This window comes from uncultured Tateyamaria sp. (assembly GCF_947503415.1).
GTDB lineage: Bacteria > Pseudomonadota > Alphaproteobacteria > Rhodobacterales > Rhodobacteraceae > Tateyamaria.
In genome coordinates, this window is the sequence record NZ_CANNDS010000002.1 from 389,617 (window position 1) to 407,984 (window position 18,368).

The 18,368-nt window shown below is 61.8% G+C and carries 23 protein-coding genes; 19 read left to right on the top strand and 4 right to left on the bottom strand.

The genetic code is table 11. The features are described from left to right. Nucleotides 1–4: 4 nt before the first annotated feature. The 17 genes from alr to Q1A32_RS13120 all read left to right on the top strand — a co-directional run bounded on the left by alr (nt 5) and on the right by Q1A32_RS13120 (nt 14,641). Entirely contained in the window at nt 5–1,039 is a 1,035-nt protein-coding gene (gene alr / locus Q1A32_RS13040) for an alanine racemase (RefSeq protein ID WP_299653853.1), read from the top strand. Continuing rightward, on the top strand, nt 1,036–1,809 hold the full coding sequence (locus Q1A32_RS13045; protein WP_299612208.1) for an ABC transporter permease: 774 nt from the start codon (nt 1,036–1,038) through the stop codon (nt 1,807–1,809). The genes alr and Q1A32_RS13045 overlap by 4 nt, the downstream gene beginning before the upstream one ends. After that, nucleotides 1,806–2,285, top strand: coding sequence for a hypothetical protein (locus Q1A32_RS13050; RefSeq protein WP_299653856.1), 480 nt, complete (start codon nt 1,806–1,808; stop codon nt 2,283–2,285). Before Q1A32_RS13045 ends, Q1A32_RS13050 begins: the two co-directional genes overlap by 4 nt. Beyond that, nucleotides 2,282–3,031 carry an ABC transporter ATP-binding protein gene (locus Q1A32_RS13055; RefSeq protein WP_299653859.1) on the top strand — a complete coding sequence of 250 codons (750 nt, stop codon included), beginning with the start codon at nt 2,282–2,284 and terminating at the stop codon, nt 3,029–3,031. Before Q1A32_RS13050 ends, Q1A32_RS13055 begins: the two co-directional genes overlap by 4 nt. Before the next feature lie 117 nt (nt 3,032–3,148). Then, nucleotides 3,149–3,592, top strand: a complete 444-nt coding sequence (locus Q1A32_RS13060) for a paraquat-inducible protein A (RefSeq protein WP_299653862.1) — start codon at nt 3,149–3,151, stop codon at nt 3,590–3,592. Between the two features lie 428 nt (nt 3,593–4,020). Further along, a complete protein-coding gene (radA, locus tag Q1A32_RS13065) occupies nt 4,021–5,388 on the top strand; it encodes a DNA repair protein RadA (protein ID WP_299653865.1) in 1,368 nt (455 codons plus the stop codon). 34 nt (nt 5,389–5,422) lie between these two features. Then, nucleotides 5,423–5,977: a CvpA family protein gene (locus Q1A32_RS13070; protein ID WP_299653868.1), complete on the top strand. Its 555-nt coding sequence runs from the start codon at nt 5,423–5,425 to the stop codon at nt 5,975–5,977. A gap of 255 nt (nt 5,978–6,232) precedes the next feature. Beyond that, nucleotides 6,233–6,802: a hypothetical protein gene (locus tag Q1A32_RS13075; protein WP_299653871.1), complete on the top strand. Its 570-nt coding sequence runs from the start codon at nt 6,233–6,235 to the stop codon at nt 6,800–6,802. A 116-nt stretch (nt 6,803–6,918) separates the two neighbouring features. Further along, on the top strand, nt 6,919–8,373 hold the full coding sequence (purF, locus tag Q1A32_RS13080) for an amidophosphoribosyltransferase (protein ID WP_299655584.1): 1,455 nt from the start codon (nt 6,919–6,921) through the stop codon (nt 8,371–8,373). 52 nt (nt 8,374–8,425) lie between these two features. Further along, the gene (locus tag Q1A32_RS13085; RefSeq protein WP_299653874.1) at nt 8,426–8,830 is read left to right on the top strand and encodes a hypothetical protein; all 405 of its coding nucleotides are present in this window, start codon (nt 8,426–8,428) and stop codon (nt 8,828–8,830) included. A 127-nt stretch (nt 8,831–8,957) separates the two neighbouring features. Continuing rightward, complete coding sequence (locus Q1A32_RS13090; protein ID WP_299653877.1) at nt 8,958–9,230, top strand: type II secretion system protein N; 273 nt, start codon at nt 8,958–8,960, stop codon at nt 9,228–9,230. Nucleotides 9,231–9,261: 31 nt separating this feature from the next. Further along, nucleotides 9,262–9,903 carry an SDR family oxidoreductase gene (locus tag Q1A32_RS13095; RefSeq protein WP_299653880.1) on the top strand — a complete coding sequence of 214 codons (642 nt, stop codon included), beginning with the start codon at nt 9,262–9,264 and terminating at the stop codon, nt 9,901–9,903. Nucleotides 9,904–9,934: 31 nt separating this feature from the next. After that, nucleotides 9,935–10,582, top strand: a complete 648-nt coding sequence (locus tag Q1A32_RS13100; protein WP_299653883.1) for a class I SAM-dependent methyltransferase — start codon at nt 9,935–9,937, stop codon at nt 10,580–10,582. Between the two features lie 164 nt (nt 10,583–10,746). Beyond that, nucleotides 10,747–11,529, top strand: a complete 783-nt coding sequence (gene surE, locus Q1A32_RS13105) for a 5'/3'-nucleotidase SurE (protein WP_299612188.1) — start codon at nt 10,747–10,749, stop codon at nt 11,527–11,529. Next, nucleotides 11,526–12,173 carry a protein-L-isoaspartate(D-aspartate) O-methyltransferase gene (locus Q1A32_RS13110; protein ID WP_299612186.1) on the top strand — a complete coding sequence of 216 codons (648 nt, stop codon included), beginning with the start codon at nt 11,526–11,528 and terminating at the stop codon, nt 12,171–12,173. The genes surE and Q1A32_RS13110 overlap by 4 nt, the downstream gene beginning before the upstream one ends. A 69-nt stretch (nt 12,174–12,242) precedes the next feature. Next, nucleotides 12,243–13,430 carry a peptidoglycan DD-metalloendopeptidase family protein gene (locus Q1A32_RS13115; protein ID WP_299653886.1) on the top strand — a complete coding sequence of 396 codons (1,188 nt, stop codon included), beginning with the start codon at nt 12,243–12,245 and terminating at the stop codon, nt 13,428–13,430. A 167-nt stretch (nt 13,431–13,597) separates the two neighbouring features. Continuing rightward, the gene (locus Q1A32_RS13120) at nt 13,598–14,641 is read left to right on the top strand and encodes a Hint domain-containing protein (RefSeq protein WP_299653889.1); all 1,044 of its coding nucleotides are present in this window, start codon (nt 13,598–13,600) and stop codon (nt 14,639–14,641) included. Here Q1A32_RS13120 and Q1A32_RS13125 read toward each other — a convergent pair. The 4 genes from Q1A32_RS13125 to Q1A32_RS13140 are packed head-to-tail and all read right to left on the bottom strand — an operon-like array spanning nt 14,638 to nt 17,090. Next, nucleotides 14,638–15,480: an ATP-binding protein gene (locus Q1A32_RS13125; RefSeq protein ID WP_299653892.1), complete on the bottom strand. Its 843-nt coding sequence runs from the start codon at nt 15,478–15,480 to the stop codon at nt 14,638–14,640. The genes Q1A32_RS13120 and Q1A32_RS13125 overlap by 4 nt on opposite strands. After that, nucleotides 15,480–16,409 carry a twin-arginine translocase subunit TatC gene (locus Q1A32_RS13130; protein ID WP_299653895.1) on the bottom strand — a complete coding sequence of 310 codons (930 nt, stop codon included), beginning with the start codon at nt 16,407–16,409 and terminating at the stop codon, nt 15,480–15,482. Before Q1A32_RS13130 ends, Q1A32_RS13125 begins: the two co-directional genes overlap by 1 nt. Then, nucleotides 16,410–16,868 (bottom strand): Sec-independent protein translocase protein TatB, encoded by a 459-nt coding sequence (tatB, locus tag Q1A32_RS13135; protein WP_299653898.1) that lies wholly within the window; start codon nt 16,866–16,868, stop codon nt 16,410–16,412. Nucleotides 16,869–16,871: 3 nt separating this feature from the next. Next, complete coding sequence (locus Q1A32_RS13140; RefSeq protein ID WP_299612179.1) at nt 16,872–17,090, bottom strand: twin-arginine translocase TatA/TatE family subunit; 219 nt, start codon at nt 17,088–17,090, stop codon at nt 16,872–16,874. Nucleotides 17,091–17,306: 216 nt separating this feature from the next. Between Q1A32_RS13140 and Q1A32_RS13145 the strand changes: the two genes are divergently transcribed. Together Q1A32_RS13145 and Q1A32_RS13150 are read left to right on the top strand one after the other, a co-directional pair. Beyond that, nucleotides 17,307–17,681 carry a hypothetical protein gene (locus Q1A32_RS13145; protein WP_299653899.1) on the top strand — a complete coding sequence of 125 codons (375 nt, stop codon included), beginning with the start codon at nt 17,307–17,309 and terminating at the stop codon, nt 17,679–17,681. Nucleotide 17,682: 1 nt separating this feature from the next. Further along, nucleotides 17,683–18,354, top strand: a complete 672-nt coding sequence (locus Q1A32_RS13150; RefSeq protein WP_299653900.1) for a YafY family protein — start codon at nt 17,683–17,685, stop codon at nt 18,352–18,354. The last annotated feature ends 14 nt before the right edge of the window (nt 18,355–18,368 follow it).

Genomic DNA, 18,368 nt, shown 5'->3' on the forward strand with positions numbered 1-18,368 from the left:
GGTCATGACGTCCGCGACCCTCTCTATCGACCTCAGTGCTTTGGTGCGCAATTGGCAGGCTCTGGATGGCCTCAGCGACGGTGAGACCGGCGCCGTGGTCAAGGCCAATGGCTATGGTCTGGGCGCGCCTGTTGTGGGCCGCACCCTCGTCCGCGCCGGTGTGCGCAGCTTCTTTGTCGCGACGGCAGAAGAAGGCAACACCCTGCGCGCCGCCATTGGCCAAGGCCCCACAATCTATGTCTTTTCCGGCCACATGTCTGAGGACACCGGCCCCATCCGCGAGGCTGCCCTGACCCCCCTGCTGAATTCGGTCGACCAGATGTTGCGCCATGTTGAGGCGTTGCCGGGCCACCCGTTTGGCATCCAGCTTGACAGCGGCATGAACCGGCTGGGGATGGAGCCGGGCGAATGGTCCGCCGTGCGCGACATCGCCATCGCACAAGGCCCCAAACTGATCATGTCGCATCTGGCCTGCGCGGATGACGACCACCACCCGATGAACCCCCACCAACTGGCCGAGTTTCGCGCCATGACCGATGGGTTGGATGTGCCCCGCTCTCTCGCAGCGACAGGCGGCACCCTTTTGGGCCCGGAATACCACTTTGACATGACCCGGCCAGGTATCGGGCTTTATGGCGGGTTGCCCTTTGTCGACGCCTTGCCCGTCGTCACGCTCGACCTGCCGGTCATTCAGGTGCGCGACGTGATGCAGGGTGAAACCGTCGGCTACGGCAATACCTGGATCGCCCCGCGCGACAGCCGCATTGCCACAGTGTCGGGCGGTTATGCAGATGGGTTGATCCGAGCGATGGGACCGAAGGCAATCCTGTTTGCAGGCGATATGCCGTGCCCGGTCGTCGGGCGGGTGTCGATGGATCTGATCACGGCCGACGTAACGGATGTGGGCCATGACCCCGTTGATCTGCAACTGTTGGGGCGTCACCAATCTGTGGACACGGTGGCCGAGGCCGCTGGCACAATCGGCTACGAAATCCTGACATCCCTTGGGCCGCGCTATCAACGGAGCTTTGCCGAATGAGGTTTCTGGGCGCCATTGGCCGGACCACGCTTGGCATTCTCGCGGCGATCGGCCGGGTGGGCCTGTTCTTCGGAGCGGCCGTCACGCACCTCGTGCGTCCGCCCTTCTATCCACGTGAATTTGCCTTGGCCCTTTTGCACATCGGTTGGTTGTCCCTGCCGGTTGTAGGTCTCACGGCCATCTTCACCGGCGGCGCACTTGCCCTGCAGATCTATGCGGGCGGCGCGCGCTTCAATGCTGAAGCGGTCGTGCCGCAGATCGTTGCCATTGGCATGGTGCGCGAACTTGGGCCGGTACTGGTGGGCCTGATGATCGCGGCCCGCGTCACCTCTTCCATCGCGGCAGAGATTGCGACGATGAAAGTGACCGAACAGATCGACGCGCTGGTTACCCTGTCCACGCACCCGATGAAGTACCTGACCGTGCCGCGCGTGCTGGCTGCCACGCTGGTGGTGCCACTGCTGGTGGCGGTTGGCGATGTCATCGGGATCTTCGGGGGGTATGCGGTGGCCACGGGGACGCTAGGGTTCAATGCCGCAGCCTACATCCAGAACACGGTCGACTTTCTTGAACTGCGCGACATCACCTCGAGCCTCGCCAAAGGCGCGGTCTTCGGCTGTATCGCCGCTCTGATGGGTTGTTACTTCGGCATGAACTCAGGCCGGGGTGCCCAAGGTGTGGGCCGCGCGACCAAAGGCTCGGTCGAAGCGGCCGCCGTTCTGATCCTCGCCGCCAACTTTGTGCTTACGGGGGTGTTCTTCTCGCTATGACGCGCCCCATCTTCTCCTGCTGGACGCGCCGTGCTGTCCCTGTCGTTATGATCATGGCCCTGTCTGGTTGCGCCGATGCGCCAAGCCCGGCCACCCCGCTTTTCAATGCTTTCTATGCAAAACCCGACCGCACCCTCGACGATGATGCACATCTGAGCCGCGCCATCTTTGCGTTTGTGCAAGGGCAGTCGCAATCCGAGGCGACCGCGACCATGCAATCACTGGGATTTGTTTGCGACGGGGCCACCTGTCGTTATGAAAGCGTGGACAAGGAAAGCGGCGTTGAAAAGCATTTCGGCATGCGCATGGGCGCCGAAACAGAGCCAAAACATCATCGCCGCGTCCTCGCCCGCCGTTTTACCGTGACCTTTGTCGCCGACCACATCGCAACGCCCGATGATATCGCGGGACGCTTTGAACATGCCTCCGGCACCGCCCCGTGGTACCGGCCCGCCGCAATCGGTGACCTGCTATGATCACACTCTCGGACGTCCACAAATCCTTCGGCGACAATCACGTCCTGCGCGGCGTGAACCTGCATGTGGAGCGGGGCACCTCGATGGTGATCATCGGCGGCTCGGGCACTGGCAAATCCATTGCGATCAAAACAATCTTGGGCCTTGTTATCCCTGAGCAGGGCACCATCACGGTGGACGGTCAGGACGTCACCCAAACCGGCGACCGCGACGCATTCCTTGCCCGCTTCGGCATGCTGTTCCAGGGTGCTGCCCTGTTCGATTCCCTGCCTGTGTGGCAAAACGTTGCCTTCCGCCTGCTGCGCGGCAGCCTTGCCCGGCCCCGGGATGAGGCGCGCGAGGTTGCAATCGAAAAACTGCGCCGCGTCGGGTTGACGCCGGATGTGGCCGACCGCCTGCCTGCAGAACTGTCTGGCGGCATGCAAAAACGCGTGGGCCTCGCCCGCGCCATCGCGGCAGAGCCCGAGATCATCTTTTTTGACGAACCCACCACGGGCCTCGATCCGATCATGGCGGGCGTCATCAACGACCTCATCCGCGAAATCGTGACCGAGATGGGTGCCACCACGATGACCATTACCCATGATATGACTTCTGTGCGCACCATCGCGGACAACGTCGCCATGCTGCACGGGGGCAAAATCCGGTGGACCGGTCCCGTCGCCGACATCGACGCGGCCCAGGATCCTTATGTCGATCAGTTCATCCACGGCCGCGCCGAAGGGCCGATTGAGACGGTGCGCTGACCGGGGTCGGTGGGTGGGCGCATTTGCGCATGCAAACAGAGCCACCCGACCGAGCCCATTCTCGTCAGCATCCGCACCGCTCTTGACAGACATGCCTGCACCCGGCCTCTTCCGCCCATGTACCGCTGGATCAACCTCGCCCTCCTCGTGCTCTTTCCCATCTCATGGGTGGCACCCCTGATGAAGGCTGGGCTTCTGCCGCTCTTCCGGCTCACTGAGATCTCCGTTTTGACGGGCCTAAAGTCACTCTGGAAAACGGACATATTCCTTGCCCTCATGGTCACGCTCTTTGCGCTTATCGCCCCCATGGCCAAGACCATCGGTTTGGCCCTGCTGCATTGGAACCTGCTGAGCCCACGCACCGCCCCAGTCCTGCGGATCATGGGAAAACTCGCCATGGCCGACATTTTTCTGATCGCCATCTACATCACCGTTGCCAAGGGAATCGGTGTCGGGCGACTGGAAGTGGCATGGGGTCTTTATCTGTTTACAGCCTGCATCCTCACGTCCCTCTGGGTCGGCATACGAACGGAAAAAATGCACGTGCAGGCTGTCGAGTGATTTGACGCTAGAAGCAGCGACATGGCTCGAAGGTGTCAGGCTCACCTTTCTACGTGACCGCCTCGACGTCGGTTCGATGAAACCACCACCCACTGATATTGCATAGAAAATGCTCCGCACCAGTCGCGATCCGGTCGAACTTCGTTCGGGCACCAAGCTTGAGCGCGCCCTCTCTTTCCTGCCGAATTAACCAATTCATCGACCGGTTCGAATAGGTCAAAGCCATCCAAGGCGCGTTCTCTACCTGGTTCAATCGCCTTTATCTGGAAGACGCCATGACCCGCACCCATCTGGAATGTCCGCTGAACCAGAAAAAGCGGCGGCCGCCCGAGCCAAGCCAACCCGCGCTTCCAGCCAAGTTCGCGCAACTGCCCCTGCGTGCCGAATAGGGCTTGCCCGCCCCAGCGCCCGCTGGCAGATCAGGGCGCATGGCAAAAACCACCACCACCTATACCTGCGCATCTTGCGGCGCCTCCTTCTCCAAGTGGTCAGGGCGTTGTGACGGCTGTGGGGAATGGAACACCATATCCGAAGACACCGGATTGTCGGCGGGCCCCTCCAGCAAAGGGCTTGGGGCCAAGCGCGGCAATACTGTCGCCCTCACGGATCTCAGCACCGAAGAAACGCCGCCCCCCCGCACGATGAGCAAAGTCGCAGAGCTTGACCGCGTGCTTGGTGGCGGCCTTGTTCCCGCCTCTGCCATCCTTGTCGGGGGCGATCCGGGCATCGGCAAATCCACCCTGCTTTTGCAGGCCGCGGCACGGTTCGCGCGCACAGGTCTGAAAACCATCTATGTCAGCGGGGAAGAGGCAAGCGCACAGGTCCGCATGCGCGCCCAACGTCTTGGGCTGGCCGACGCGCCGGTGCAACTGGCAGCCGACACCAACCTGCGCAACATACTGACAACATTGGAACAAGAGGCGCCGGGCCTCGCAATCATCGACTCGATCCAGACCATGTGGCTGGACACGGTGGACAGCGCGCCCGGCTCGGTCTCTCAAGTCCGTGCCGCAGCACATGAGCTGACCACCTTCGCCAAGCGCAAGGGCATCAGCGTCATCCTTGTGGGCCACGTCACCAAGGAAGGCCAGATCGCAGGCCCTCGCGTCGTGGAGCACATGGTTGACACCGTCCTGTATTTCGAAGGCGAACGCGGCCACCAGTTCCGCATCCTGCGCGCGGTCAAAAACCGCTTCGGCCCCGCAGACGAGATTGGCGTGTTCGAAATGACCGGCAAAGGTCTGGCCGAAGTCACCAATCCGTCCGCACTGTTCCTGTCGGAACGGGGCGAACCCTCTCCCGGATCGGTCGTCTTTGCAGGCATCGAAGGCACCCGGCCTGTTCTGTGCGAGATGCAGGCGCTTGTCGCCACCTCGCCCCACAGTCAGGCCCGGCGTACCGTGGTCGGCTGGGACGGTGGACGGCTTGCCATGATCTTGGCTGTGCTTGAGGCCCGCTGCGGCATCCCCTTTGCAGGGCTTGATGTGTATCTGAACGTCGCAGGCGGCATGAAGATCAGCGAACCGGCTGCCGACCTGGCTGTCGCCGCCGCCCTTTTGTCGGCCCGCGAAGACGCCGCTTTGCCATCAGACACCGTTGTTTTTGGCGAAATCAGCCTGTCCGGTGCGCTAAGACCTGCGCCGCAGACGGAAAACAGGTTGAAAGAGGCCCAAAAACTTGGTTTCTCGTCAGCCATCGCACCCAAGGGCGGAAAAGCCCAAGGTGCCCCCGGCATGACGCTGAAACGTTTCAGCGACCTCACCGGGTTTGTAGGTGATGTATTCGGCGCGGGTTAAGCGCCCTCAGGGCAGAACATAAAGGGGCAGGACCATGGAAGGGTTCACCATCATTGACGGCGTCGTTGCCGTGGTCATCATCCTGTCGGCCCTTTTGGCCTATGGGCGCGGGTTCGTGCGCGAAGCCATGGCAATCGCGGGCTGGATCGCAGCTGCGATCCTCGCTTTTCTGTTTGCCCCGCGGGTCGAGCCGTTGGTGCGCGAAATCCCCTATCTCGGTGACATCATCGCCGACAGTTGCGAGCTGAGCATTATTGGCGCTTTCGCCCTCGTCTTTGCCGTTGCGTTGATCGTTGTGTCGCTGTTCACACCCTTGTTCTCATCGATTGTGCAGCGTTCGGCCCTTGGGGGGCTGGACCAAGGCCTTGGGTTCCTGTTTGGCGTGGCGCGCGGCGTGTTGCTCGTGGCGATCGCCTTCTTTGTCTATGACACGGTGATCACCGGCCAAGAATTCACCATCGTGGATGAAAGCCGTTCGGCAGCTGTCTTTGGTCGGTTCACCGGCCAGATCGAAGAGCAGAACCCCGAAGAAGCGTTGGGGTGGATCACGCGCCAATACGAAAGCCTTGTCGGGGCGTGCGGCGAATAAGCCACTCCCTGTTCGTCAATGGAATCAGTCAAAAGCGGGGCGGCGTTTGTGTCGTTCCCAACCATTCCTGCAAGATCGTGGTTAAGCACCGGTTAAACGCGTCGCCTCAACGCGGAGAGTATACGCGCGCGTGCGTCTTTTGGTGACTGTGGCGCAACAGCGCCCGGCTTTGGCCGTGGTTGTGACCAAAAAGCGGCAGATTTGTGATGCGTTTTGGATGCCAGAACACAAACACACCTGACCGGAGAACACCCCATGTTTCTGAACCACGACACCGCCTTCGCCGACATCACCCCCGTCACCAAAATAGCCGCACCGCAGATCAGCGCGACCCTGTCTGCCCACACCTTGCTGGAGACGGAACGCGGTTGGGCCAGCGTCGATGCCCTTCAGGCAGGCGATTGCGTGGCGACCCTTGATGGCGGCTTTGCGCAGATCACCGCCATCACGACGCCGCGCAGCAACACGCCGCTTGTCCACATCCCCGGTGGTGTCCTGTCGACATGTTCCGACATCGCCCTGCCCGGTGATGCCCACATTGCGCTGCACACACCGGCCCGCTGGATTGACGCACCCGTTGTATCCGTTCCCGTCAAGGCCCTGAGCGGCTGGCGCGGCGTCCGTCCTACCCTGTTCAACGGTCCTGATCTGGCACAACTGCATTTCGCGGACGAAGAGATGATCTATGCCCAGTCCGGATTGCTCATCCACGCGGCCCCCGCCACGGGCGAGACGTTCTTTCCCAAGCTGAGCTATGGTGATGCACGCGCCATGCTGGCCTTGTCGGCAGGCAAGATGGGTCAGCCTGACACGGTCGCTGCATAAACCGTCACGATGCGTGATCCTTTCGTGACAGTCGCAGCCCGTCTTGGTACACCGCGCACATATCCCATTCACGGATTCGGAGCTGCCCCTTGTCCGACCTTCCCAGCCTCGCGCAGATGCCCCCCGCACACCCCTTTGACGACGACAAACTCAAGGAAGAGTGCGGGATTTTCGGGGTCCTTGGGACCATGGATGCCGCGAATTTCGTAGCCCTGGGTCTGCATGCCTTGCAACACCGGGGACAGGAAGCAGGCGGTATCGTCGCCTACCATCCGGACCAAGGGTTCAACTCCGCCCGCCGCTTTGGTTATGTCCGCGACAACTTCACCTCGCAAAAGGTGATGGAGACACTGCCCGGCTCACTGTCCATCGGACACGTGCGCTACTCCACCGCCGGGTCGAAGGGACAAACCGCGATCCGCGACGTGCAGCCCTTCTTTGGTGAGTTCGCAATGGGCGGGGCCGCCATTGCCCATAACGGCAACATCACCAATGCCGACGCCCTGCGCCGCGAATTGATCGAACGTGGCTCGATCTTTCAATCCTCCTCCGACAGCGAATGCATCATCCACCTGATGGCCCGATCCCTGCAACGCAACATCCCCGAACGGATGGAAGACGCGCTGCGCCGCGTCGAGGGCGCATTTTCCGTTGTCGCCATGACCCGGACCAAGCTGATCGGCGTCCGCGACGCATTGGGTGTACGCCCGCTCGTGTTGGGCAAGCTCGACACCGGCTATGTGCTCAGTTCCGAGACCTGCGCGCTGGACATCATCGGCGCAGAGTTCGTGCGCGAGATCGAACCGGGCGAAATGGTGGTGATCACCGACAAGGGCATCGACAGCCGCTTCCCCTTCCGTCCGCAAAAACCACGCTTCTGCATCTTTGAGCACGTCTATTTCAGCCGCCCCGACTCTATCCTTGGGGGCCGGTCCGTGTACGAAACGCGCGAGAATATTGGCCGCGAACTGGCCAAGGAGGCCCCGGTCGATGCCGATCTGGTCTGCCCCGTGCCCGACAGTGGCACGCCTGCGGCGATCGGCTATTCGCTCGCTTCGGGCATTCCTTACGCGATGGGCATCATCCGCAACCAGTACATGGGCCGGACGTTCATCGAACCGACCGAACAGATCCGCAATATGGGCGTGCGTCTGAAGCTGAATGTGAACCGCGCCCTGATCCGCGGCAAACGCGTGATCCTTGTGGATGACAGCGTGGTGCGCGGCACCACCTCCCGCAAGATCAAGGAAATGATCCTGGATGCCGGTGCGGCGGAGGTGCATTTCCGCATCGCATCGCCCCCCACGGCGTGGCCCTGCTTTTACGGCGTCGACACACCCCAGCGCGAAAAGCTTCTGGCGGCCACCATGAGCGAAGAAGAGATGACAGAGCATCTGGGCGTCGACAGCCTCAAGTTCATTTCGCTTGATGGTCTTTACCGCGCCGTGGGCGAAGCCAAAGGCCGCGACCCGTCCAGCCCGCAATATTGTGACGCCTGTTTCTCCGGCGAATACCCTGTCGAGCCTGCCGACATGATCGAAAAGGGTTTTGAGATGAAGGCGGCTGAATAGCACCTTACTGTCAAAACATGTCACCAGCAGCGTGCACGCTTCGCAGATGCAAATGACACCGCCCGATATTCTGGCCCGCATCGAAAACTGGCCTGCGAATGCGCAGAAACACTTTGCGCGGACACGCTGTATTGTTCACGATATCGCTGAGACCGCTGATATTGGCGCGCTTGATGAGGCCCTGAAATGGGGACAACCGGCATGGCGGCCAAAGCGGCCGCGTGTGGGGTCGACCTTGCGCGTGGATTGGTCCCCGACGACGCCAGACAGATTGCTGGCATTTGTCGATTGCAAGACCGATTTGGCCCAGCAGATGGACACGAGGTTCCCAGGCCAGTTTCACAATGACGGTCGTCGTGCACTTGGGTTCGCGTTGAATACGCCACTGGACGAAGACGCTGTTTGGCAGCTAGCCCACCTCACGTTGACCTACCATCGGGCCAAGCGACTGAGCTGACCAGCGCCGCGTTGCCGCCTGCCCAAACGTCAATGGGCAAAGGCCCGCGCATCCCCCTACGCCCCCGTTCACCCTGCCCCGGACCCATGTTAGCCGCGCCCCTCGAAAGGGAGGGTACCGACCCGACATGACCGAGCAGACCAATAAAACCACCGCCGATCTCGCGACCCAACGTGGGGCTTTGCCACTGCGCAACCTGCAACTTTTGGGCATTGCCGGCCCGGAAGAAAACCGCCGCGCCCTGCTGCGCACGGCGGGTGGTCAAACGCGATTGGTTCACGTGGGCGACAGCCTGCGTCAAGGCACTATCGTGGCCATTGGCGAAGACCGGATCATTCTGAATGGCGGTATGGGCCAACGCACGCTGACCCTGCCGGACGCCCCCAAGGCGGCTGCTTGACGCTTGGCCCGCCACAGGGCACACCCGCGCCATGACACACACTGCCCTGATCACCGGAGCGTCGCGCGGCCTGGGTGCCGCCATGGCGCTGGCCCTCGCACCCTCGCACCACATCATCGCCGTGGCCAAAACCACCGGCGCGCTTGAGGAACTGGACGACCAGATCAAAGCCAAGGGCGGCGCCGCCACGCTGGCACCCATGGACATTGGAAATGACGCCGCCATGCAGACCCTTTGCCGGGGCATCTATGACCGCTGGGGCCGCGTGGATATGTGGGTGCATTGCGCTGTTCATGCGGCACCTCTGACGCCGACCAGCATGATCAACACCAAGGACATGGCGAAATCCATCGCCGGAAATGTCACGGCCACATCAACCCTGATCACGTATATCGCCCCGTTGCTGGGCACCGATGGGCGCGCTATTTTCTTTGACGATCCGGTTGTAGGGCACGCCTTTCACGGCGCCTATGGCGCCACCAAGGCGGCTCAGATCGCGCTTGCCCGCAGTTGGCAGGCTGAGACATCCAAGACCGGTCCGCAGGTCCATATCGCAACCCCTGCACCGATGCCAACTGCAACCCGGGCGCGCTTCCACCCCGGAGAGGATCGCAGCGCTCTGGCCGATCCCGCAGCCGAAGCCGCGCGCATCCTGTCTGAAATCAACGGTTGATTGCACCGGGCAGGCGTGACCCAATGAACCCATGCTGACCCGCTTCACCCGCTTTGATCAACCACGACCCGCAGCACAGCCGGGCGCGTTGCAAGCCATCTACGACCGGGCGGCAACGGGTTGGCAGGACGGCATCTCAAAACTTGGGTTTTTGGCCGCCTATGCGGAGTTGATGCGCGCCACAGCGCCCCCGACACCCGCACCCAGCGTGCTGGATGTCGGTACGGGCACCGGCGCATTTGCGCAGGCGTGGAGTGCGGCGCATGGCGCACCGGCCACGTTGACGCTGACCGACATCTCGCCTGCCATGCTTGAGACGGCCAGCGCGCGCCTGCCAAACGCGATCACGATCATCGCACCGCTTGGTCCCGAATTGAACACTTTACCCCCGCAGGATGTCGTGCTGTGCGCCCATGTCATTGAACATATCGATGACCCGAAAGCCGCCTTCGGCATGCTGTTCGACCGGGTGGCCTCCGGTGGCATGCTGGTGCTGGCACTGTCCCGTCCGCATTGGTGCACGGCACTGGTCCGCTGGCGCTGGGGCAATGCGGCCTACCCGCCGGGGCACGCGCACACCATGCTGGCTGAGGCCGGATTTACCGACATCACACTCCACCCTTTCACCAGCGGTCCACCGTCGCGCGTCTCGCATGGCTACATCGCGCGACGCCCGTAACGAACGTGCAACCGGCTCGGCGTTCCGCCCATTCGGACCTGAAACGCCGCACTGCGGCCTTTCCGTGACGGTCCTCATGCTCCGGTCCAAAAAAATCTCCGCCGGAGGCTCCGACAGTTGCTCCACGGCGCAGGGGCTCATAGTAAGAACCAAAGGGGCATCACATGCGCATTCTCATTACAAATGATGACGGTATCTCGGCGCCGGGGTTGGCGGTGCTCGAACGGATCGCGGCAGAGGTTGCAGGACCGGACGGGCATGTGACAACGGTCGCCCCCGCGTTCGAACAATCGGGCGTCGCCCATTGCATCAATTACGCACGTCCCTTCATGTTCCAGCAGATCGGCCCGCACCGCTACACCGTCGAAGGGTCCCCGGCCGATTGTGTTCTGGCGGGCCTGCACCAGGTCTTTGACGGGCCGCCCGATCTGATCCTGTCCGGTGTGAACCGAGGCAACAACTCGGCGGAGAACGCGCTCTACTCCGGCACGCTCGGTGCCGCCATCGAAGGGGCGCTGCAAGGTGTGCTGTCCATCGGCCTGTCACAGTACTTCGGGCCAGAAAACCGCGCGCTCGATGACCCGTTCGAAGCGTCCGCCACACACTGCAAGGATGTGATTGAGCGGATTGTTGCCGCCACGCCCAAGGTGCAGCCGGGCTACCAGCTGTTCTACAACGTGAATATCCCGCCTGTTGCTGCCGCATCCGTCAAGGGGACACGGCTCGTGCCGCAAGGGCTGCGCCCCGGCGTTGGATTTCACACCGAGCAGACCACGTCGCCCAATGGGCGAAACTTCCTGTGGATCCGGGGGGGCAACCAACAGGTTCCCACCGCACCCGACACGGATGCCGCCGTCAACCTCGAAGGCTACATCTCGGTCACGCCGATGCGCGCGGACCTGACAGCCCATGACATGCTCGATCTGCTGGGACCGATCGCCAGATGACGGACGACGATCTGGCAACACGCAAAATGCAGTTTCTGTATGCCTTGCGCTCCAAGGGCGTGACGGACAAGCGTGTGCTGGGCGCCATGGAAGAGATTGACCGCGGTCCCTTTGTACGTGGGCTTTTCGCTGAACGCGCCTATGAGGACATGCCCCTTCCCATCGCGTGTGGGCAGACCATCAGCCAGCCATCGGTGGTTGGTTTGATGACGCAGGCGCTGCAGGTGACACCGCGCGACAAGGTGCTCGAGATCGGAACCGGCTCCGGCTATCAGGCGGCGATCCTCGCCAAGCTTGCGCGCCGGGTCTACACGATCGACCGCCACAGGCGTCTGGTGCATGGCGCGCGCGAGATTTTCGAGGAACTGGATCTGCACACCATCACGGCGATCACCGCCGATGGATCGCACGGGTTGCCCGATCAGGCCCCTTTCGACCGGATCATCGTCACCGCTGCCGCCGAAGACCCCCCCGGCCCGCTTTTGGGTCAATTGAAAGAAGGGGGCATCATGGTGCTGCCCGTGGGTCAGTCCGATGCGGTGCAAAGCCTGATCCGTGTGCACAAGACGGCGACGGGCCTCGAATATGATGAATTGCGCGACGTCCGCTTTGTTCCCCTGCTCGAGGGCTTGGGCAAAGACTGAAACTGGTGTAGAACGTCGCCATACCGACAAGGCCCCCACCTACGAGGGGTCCGGCAGAGGACGACGCAGATGATCCCGACCAAACAGCGCAGCAGCGCCCCCCTTATGATAGCAACTTGTGGCCTCTTGGTGCTGGCCGCCTGTGACGAGCCGGTGGACTTCGACCTGCGTGGTCTCGGCGGCGGGTTCACCACCGCCCAAGCCGCCCAGACGGCAACCGCAGACCGCCCAAGGCCGGACAATCGGGGCGTCATCTCGTACCCGAGTTACCAGGTGGCGGTGGCCGAGCGTGGCGATACGCTGTCGGATGTGGCAGCGCGCGTTGGCTTGCCTGTTGCGGACCTTGCCAGCTTCAACGGCGTGGCCCCGGATGTCCCCCTGCGCAGCGGCGAGATCATCGCCCTGCCGCGCCGCGTGACTGAGCCGTCACCCGCAACAGGCGCCATCGGCACCGGGCCCATTCAGCCATCGACGGTGGACGTGACGACACTTGCCGGCAATGCCATCGACAACGCGGCACCGACGCCCGTGGCAGACACACCTCCCACGTCCCTGCCGCAGACGGGGCAAGAACCGATCCGACACAAGGTCGAGCGGGGCGAGACGGCGTTCACAATCGCGCGGCTCTATCAGGTGCCGGTCAAATCGCTTGCGGAATGGAACGGGTTGGGGGCCGATTTCGCGGTGCGCGAAGGGCAATTCCTGCTGATCCCCGTTGCGCGCGTTGCGGCGCCAAGCCGCGCAGATGCGGCGGCAACGGCGCCAGGTGCAGGAACGCCAACTCCCCTGCCCCCAAGTGCGGCGACACCCCTGCCAGAGGATGACACGGCCAACCCGCCCGCAGCGACACCCGACCCCGAAAAACCGGTTGCCGATGTCGGGCAGGCCAGCGCGCCCACGCAAAGTACCGACATGACATTGCCGGTGCAGGGATCGATCATCCGCGACTACTCCAAGGGACGAAACGAAGGCATCGACATTCAGGCCGCGCCCGGCACCTCGGTCAGTGCGGCGGCAAGCGGCACGGTCGCTGCCATCACCGAAAGCGCCGAAGGCGTGCCGATCATCGTGGTCCGCCATCCGGACAACCTGCTGACCGTCTACGCCAACGTCACCGATGTCAGCGTGGCCAAGGGCGACGCGGTCTCGCGGGGGCAATCCATCGCGAAACTGCGCGGTACGGCAGACACGGCCTATGTGCATTTCGAGGTGCGCGACGGGTTCGACAGTGTGAACCCCAACCCGTTCTTCGAATGAGGCAGACACAGGGCAATTGTGGCCATATGCCACCCACGCGGGTGATAGCGCCGCAATTGCCTCAAACTTTCCCTGATTTAATCTAAAACGCCAGCGTATGGCCCTAACCGCGCCGTGTTGCGGGATCAGAAACAATCCAACGCAACGTTTTGGATTGGTTCAGACCCATGCCGGTCTTCTATGGTTACAGCTTTGCCCTGAGGGGCATACAGACGACAGTCAACGGGGCCGCGAACAACTATGCCTTCGCGCCCTCTGGCACGTGGAGCTATTCGGGTGCCTCGACCTATTTCGTCGTAAACGAGAATGACGGCGCGACCGTATTCAACGGCGACGGCAGCAACAACGAAACCGTCCAGGCGCAGGAACAGTTCTCCGGTGCCTTCCCCCAGACTGTCTTTATCGACGGGACCGAGCGTCAGCTTATCTGGGACTACACCTTCACGGTAACCGACGGCACGACCACGTGGGAAGTCGCGGTTATCGATGTTGATTTGAACAACGACAACGATCTGAACGACGGGGCTGACGCGACCGCCACGGACGAAGATGGGTACTTCCTCGTCTTTCCGGACGGCCTGCCCCCGCCCAACACTGACCTGACCATCGGCGGCATTGTCGACAATGGTGAATTCGTCCCCCACGGTGATCTTGGTGGCACAATCGTGTGTTTCGCGTCGGGCATGCTGATCGACACGCCGAACGGCCCACGCGCGATCCAGACACTTGGCTGCGGCGATTTGGTGGATACGGCACAATCAGGTCCCCAACCTATCCTGTGGGTGGGCCAGACCACGGTGGAGGCCATAGGCGATATGGCCCCGATCGTGATTTCCGCACGCACGCTGGGCAATGACCACGATCTGATCGTATCTCCGCAACATGCCGTCCTCCTCAATGACTGGCGGGCCGAGCTGCTGTTTGGTCAGGACGAGGTGCTGGTCCGCGCAAAGGATTTGCTGTGCATGGAGGGTGTGTACCGCAAGGTCGGCGGTCAGGTGACCTATCACCATATCCTGCTGGACACCCACCACGTGGTGCAGTCGCATGGCATTTGGAGTGAAACGCTCTATCCCGGTGCCATTGCCATGGGCGCAGTTGGTGATGCAGCCCGCGCCGAGATCGAAGCGTTATTCCCTGATCTCATCGAATACGGTCCAATGTGCGCCCCCTGCCTCAAAGGGTTCGAGGCGCAACTGCTGGCCGCCTAGATCGCGATCCCGCGTCGTCCGGCCAGATCACAAAAATATTGCCACGCCACGCGCCCTGACCGGGATCCGCGTGTCGCCTGCCATTCAATCGCTTCGGCCCACAGCGCGTCGTCGTCGATCTGCACCCCATAGGCGCTGCAATAGCCACGGATCATCGCCAGATACTGGTCCTGATCGCAGGCATGAAAGCCCAGCCACAGGCCAAAGCGATCACTAAGCGATACCTTCTCCTCCACCGCCTCTGACGGATTGATGGCCGACCCACGCTCATTCTCGATCATGTCGCGCGGCATCAGGTGACGGCGGTTCGACGTGGCATAAAGGATCACATTGTCCGGCCGCCCCTCGATCCCGCCATCCAGCACGGCCTTGAGGGATTTGTAGTGCTGATCGTCATGGCTGAAGCTCAGATCATCGCAGAACAGGATGAACCGTGCGTCCGGAGCGTGGCGCAATACGTTCAGCAAACGTCCAACCGATGGCAGATCTTCGCGGTGCAACTCCACGATCTTGAGTTGCTGACATTCAGCTTCAAGTGCGCCGTGTATGGCTTTGACAAGGCTGGATTTTCCCATACCTCGCGCGCCCCACAGAAGCGCATTGTTCGCAGGCAACCCCTGCGCAAACTGCCTTGTGTTCGCCAGCAAAGTGTCCCGAGACCGGTCCACGCCCAAAAGCAGATCAAGCGGCACGCGGGACACGTTTGCCACAGGCTCCAGCCGGTCCGGTCCGGTCTGCCAGACAAAGGCGGCGGCCGCTTCGAAATCCGGGGCCTCCAGCGGGGCTGGAGACATGCGCTCCAGCGCCGCGGCAATGCGGTCCATAGGGTCGTCGATCATTACTTCAGGTCTTCTTCGGGCAGATCGCTCAGGTCTTCGTCGTCATCGAAGTACCCTTCTTCACGCAACTTGGCATCACGCTTCTTCTCGACACGGCGAACCAGCCAGATGGACACCTCGTACAGACCATAGACCACTGTGAACAGGATCAGCTGCGTCACGACATCGGGCGGTGTCACCACCGCCGCCAACACCAGAATGCCAACCATCGCGTATTTCCGGACATTCCCCAGCCCTTCGGAGCTGACCAATCCGGCCTTGCCCATCAGGGTCAACAGCACCGGCAATTGAAAGCACAGACCAAAGGCCATGATGAATTTCAGCGTGATATCAAGGCTTTCATTCACCTTGCCAAAGAAAGTGATTGTGGGCGCATCGCTGGCAGTTTCCGGCGTGATCACCGTACCATCCGGCAGCGCTTCGGGATTGCCAAAGACGATGGCCAGAACGGATGACACATCCGCAAAACCAAGGAAAAACGCCATCGCCAGGGGGGTGACGACAAACTGGGCAAAGCTTGCACCCAGAAGGAACATGACAGGCGAGGCGACCAGAAACGGCAGGAACGCGTTCTTTTCCTGCCTGTACAGCCCCGGCGCAACAAAGCGCCACATCTGGTAGCCGATGACGGGGAATGCCAGCGCAAAGCCAAACACCATGGAAATGCGGAACAGCGTGAACAGGTATTCTTGCGGCGAGGTGTATTGCAATGTCGGCGATGGGTCGCCCAGATCGCGCAACGTGTCCACGATAGGCGCCATAAGGAAGTTCAGCACATGCACCGCGATGAAATCACCCTGAATCGGGATGAAAAACACGGTGATGCCAATGATGAACGCAATTACCGACCGGATCAGCCGCGTGCGCAGCTCCGCCAAATGTTCGATCAGCGGCGCCGTGCTGTCGTCAAGGTTCTCTGACTGGCTCATCTAGCTCTCTTTCGGGGCCTCATCGGGCGCTTGTGCTTCCAGCTCTTCGGCCTTGGCAAGCGCATCCGCCGCTTCCTTGGACTTGCGTTCGGCTTGCGCCCGCGCGGTGGCCGCCTGGATTTTGCGCGCATTCTCGGCACGCTCGGCCGCCAGCTTTCCGGTCTCGCTGTCGGGATCCAGATCGGTCAGCGATGACGTCACATCGCGCGCTGCGTCCCGGACACCGTCCATGGCGCTGCCCACCGGGTTGGTGGCCGTCTTGATCGTGTTCTGGATGTCCTTGACGCCCGCCTCGTCCGCTGCCTGGTTCATGGCCGTCGAAAACTCGCGCGCCATGCCACGGGCCTTGCCCACAAAGCGTCCCACATTGCGGAACACCATCGGCAGGTCCTTGGGTCCAATGACGATCAGCGCCACGATCCCGATGATCAGCAGCTCAGCAAGGCCGAGGTCGAACATGGCTTACACCTTGTCTTTGTCGGTCTCGGGCGTGATGTCCTTGGCGTCTTCGGCGCTTGCCGCTTCCAGCTCTTCCTTGCCTTCGTTCACGCCCTTCTTGAAGCTGGTGATGCCTTTGCCCACTTCGCCCATCAGGCTCGAAATTTTGCCACGCCCAAACAGCACCAGCACCACAACGGCGATCAGCAGCAGGCCCGGAAGTCCGATATTTCCAATTCCCATGGTGTCTCTCCCATCTGTCGGGCGCGGAATGCACCCTGTGTCGCGTAGTGTTCTATGAGTTTGCCGCAGCTGCGAAAAGGCGAACGGGCCGTTCCCCGATCAAGACGCCGAGAATTTTCGGCGAAAATTCTAATGGCCCACACTCAACTGACAGGTTAGTGTCAGTTGCATCCCGTTAAGCCCGGCGCATCACCGCTCAAACCAAAGGAGATTTCGATGCGCACCATGATGACCACCCTTTTTGCCGCCTCCCTCGCCCACGCCGCCTCCGGAGAAGGCACCGGCGCGGCGGGTCCCGTCGCTGAAATCGTCACCTTCCGACTGATCGAAGGCACCGACACAGCAACCTTCATCGCGGCAGCAGACGATTTGGGCCCCTTCCTGCGCAGCACCGGTGCCATGATCAAACGCACGCTTTCATCTGATGACACAGGCCTCTGGACCGACCACATCACATGGACCTCGCTTGAGGCGGCCAAAGCCGCCGCCACCCAGATGTTCGAACGCCCCGAAGCGCAACCGTTCATGTCCATGATTGACCCCAACGGCATGGACATGCGCCACGCCCCCATCCAGTTGCAACAGGAGTAGCATGCGCCGCACCGACCGCCTCTTTGACATCATCCAGATCCTGCGCGACGGCAAATTGCACAAAGCGCAGGACATCGCGGATATCTGCGAGGTGTCGGTGCGCACCATCTACCGCGACATGGACACGCTGGTGGCCTCCGGCGTGCCCGTGCAGGGCGAACGCGGCGTGGGCTACATGATCACCGAAGCGATCAGCCTGCCGCCCCTGACACTCACGACCGAGGAACTGGAGGCGCTCAACCTCGGCATGGCCATTGTGGCCGAAGCCGCCGATGACACGCTCAAATCCGCCGCCCGCACACTGGCGGACAAGATCGACGCCGTCCTGCCCGAACGCACGGTGGCAGAAGCCGACAAATGGAAATTCGCAGTCTACCCTTTTGCGGACGCAGTGCGCGGCTTTGCCCAGATGCCCACGTTGCGCGCCGCGATCCGGGCCAAGCAGAAGCTGCGTCTGACCTATCACTCCAAAGGGGACAGGATCACCACCCGCACCATCCGACCCTTGCACATGGAATACTGGGGCCGCGTCTGGACGCTCACCTCATGGTGTGAAATGCGCAATGATTTCCGTGTCTTCCGCGTCGATCTTATTCAAAGCGCAGAGGCGCTGCCGGAAATGTTCGTGGATGAACCGGGCAAACGGCTCACCGATTACGACCCCAACCTCTGATCCCGCGCGACAAG

Coding starts and splice junctions, on each gene's coding strand:
- alr (WP_299653853.1), top strand. CDS start 5: ATGACGTCCGCGACCCTCTCTATCGACCTCAGTGCTTTGGTGCGCAAT.
- Q1A32_RS13045 (WP_299612208.1), top strand. CDS start 1,036: ATGAGGTTTCTGGGCGCCATTGGCCGGACCACGCTTGGCATTCTCGCG.
- Q1A32_RS13050 (WP_299653856.1), top strand. CDS start 1,806: ATGACGCGCCCCATCTTCTCCTGCTGGACGCGCCGTGCTGTCCCTGTC.
- Q1A32_RS13055 (WP_299653859.1), top strand. CDS start 2,282: ATGATCACACTCTCGGACGTCCACAAATCCTTCGGCGACAATCACGTC.
- Q1A32_RS13060 (WP_299653862.1), top strand. CDS start 3,149: ATGTACCGCTGGATCAACCTCGCCCTCCTCGTGCTCTTTCCCATCTCA.
- radA (WP_299653865.1), top strand. CDS start 4,021: ATGGCAAAAACCACCACCACCTATACCTGCGCATCTTGCGGCGCCTCC.
- Q1A32_RS13070 (WP_299653868.1), top strand. CDS start 5,423: ATGGAAGGGTTCACCATCATTGACGGCGTCGTTGCCGTGGTCATCATC.
- Q1A32_RS13075 (WP_299653871.1), top strand. CDS start 6,233: ATGTTTCTGAACCACGACACCGCCTTCGCCGACATCACCCCCGTCACC.
- purF (WP_299655584.1), top strand. CDS start 6,919: ATGCCCCCCGCACACCCCTTTGACGACGACAAACTCAAGGAAGAGTGC.
- Q1A32_RS13085 (WP_299653874.1), top strand. CDS start 8,426: ATGACACCGCCCGATATTCTGGCCCGCATCGAAAACTGGCCTGCGAAT.
- Q1A32_RS13090 (WP_299653877.1), top strand. CDS start 8,958: ATGACCGAGCAGACCAATAAAACCACCGCCGATCTCGCGACCCAACGT.
- Q1A32_RS13095 (WP_299653880.1), top strand. CDS start 9,262: ATGACACACACTGCCCTGATCACCGGAGCGTCGCGCGGCCTGGGTGCC.
- Q1A32_RS13100 (WP_299653883.1), top strand. CDS start 9,935: ATGCTGACCCGCTTCACCCGCTTTGATCAACCACGACCCGCAGCACAG.
- surE (WP_299612188.1), top strand. CDS start 10,747: ATGCGCATTCTCATTACAAATGATGACGGTATCTCGGCGCCGGGGTTG.
- Q1A32_RS13110 (WP_299612186.1), top strand. CDS start 11,526: ATGACGGACGACGATCTGGCAACACGCAAAATGCAGTTTCTGTATGCC.
- Q1A32_RS13115 (WP_299653886.1), top strand. CDS start 12,243: ATGATCCCGACCAAACAGCGCAGCAGCGCCCCCCTTATGATAGCAACT.
- Q1A32_RS13120 (WP_299653889.1), top strand. CDS start 13,598: ATGCCGGTCTTCTATGGTTACAGCTTTGCCCTGAGGGGCATACAGACG.
- Q1A32_RS13125 (WP_299653892.1), bottom strand. CDS start 15,480: ATGATCGACGACCCTATGGACCGCATTGCCGCGGCGCTGGAGCGCATG.
- Q1A32_RS13130 (WP_299653895.1), bottom strand. CDS start 16,409: ATGAGCCAGTCAGAGAACCTTGACGACAGCACGGCGCCGCTGATCGAA.
- tatB (WP_299653898.1), bottom strand. CDS start 16,868: ATGTTCGACCTCGGCCTTGCTGAGCTGCTGATCATCGGGATCGTGGCG.
- Q1A32_RS13140 (WP_299612179.1), bottom strand. CDS start 17,090: ATGGGAATTGGAAATATCGGACTTCCGGGCCTGCTGCTGATCGCCGTT.
- Q1A32_RS13145 (WP_299653899.1), top strand. CDS start 17,307: ATGCGCACCATGATGACCACCCTTTTTGCCGCCTCCCTCGCCCACGCC.
- Q1A32_RS13150 (WP_299653900.1), top strand. CDS start 17,683: ATGCGCCGCACCGACCGCCTCTTTGACATCATCCAGATCCTGCGCGAC.